Raw genomic sequence first — 872 nt, forward strand, 5'->3', positions numbered from 1 at the left:
CAGTCACCACTTCAGTGACCGCACGCCCAAGACCTTTAATACTAATACCACTATGCTGAAAGAAAGAAGCATCTTCTGCCGCTAAAAAAGCATGAGTCAAATCTTCAGGAATTTCATCAAATGTGACTGGTAACGATAAACGATTGCCGTATTGGCCGATTAATTTGTCATCGCTACTATAAATCTGCAATGGCATTTCTAAATTGGCAGTTTTTATCTCTTGAATACTTGGCAAAGTTGGCGATAAATACATCGCCATACCATAAAAACCAATAGGTACAGCAAGCGCTAAGATAACTGCCAATGCTAGGCAAGCGACAAAAAGTCCCACCAAGAAATGAATGAGACGAGCGGTAGCATTTTTTTTGGCCATAATAAGACTTATTAATTAGAATTTGTAGCGGATAACTTATTATACCTTGAACAAAATCAACAGGTCATAATAAATGTGTAAGTAGGCCTTAATATATTTTTAAACGCTTGAATCTACCAATTAAGTAAAGTATTGTATTCAATTATTACAAATAACTATCAGATTGTACACTTAATATAAGGTATAGAGTTTGTGAGGCTATTTACTTCAAAAAGTCGACATTTGATTGGTGTGGATATTTGTGCCACTTCAGTAAAAATAGTGGACATACAGCGTCAACAAGGCATGTTCCACCTAAAATCCTACGGTATTGAGAGACTACCGGAAGGTGTAGTCGTCGACAAACTCCTAGTTGATACAGAAGCGGTTGGCAACATTATAGCGAGTTTAGCAAGACGTTGCCAAGTTGCGGGCAGTAATGCTGCAACCGCCGTATCAGGATCTGCCGTCATCACCAAAATTATTGATATGGATATGATGCTAAGCGATGTTGAGCGTG

General features: G+C 38.3%; 2 protein-coding genes. One reads left to right on the top strand and one right to left on the bottom strand.

All coding sequences use genetic code 11. The features are described 5' to 3' along the window. Nucleotides 1-373 (bottom strand): transglycosylase domain-containing protein (locus ACS8FC_RS15925; RefSeq protein ID WP_439297485.1); only part of this gene is annotated, 373 nt, incomplete at its 3' end. 192 nt (nucleotides 374-565) lie between these two features. On the opposite strand from ACS8FC_RS15925, the gene pilM reads away from it, so the two are divergent. Further along, nucleotides 566-872, top strand: a 307-nt coding sequence (gene pilM / locus ACS8FC_RS15930; protein WP_439297486.1) for a type IV pilus biogenesis protein PilM, incomplete at its 3' end; no start/stop codon positions are given.

It is taken from the genome of Psychrobacter sp. 1Y4, assembly GCF_051847555.1.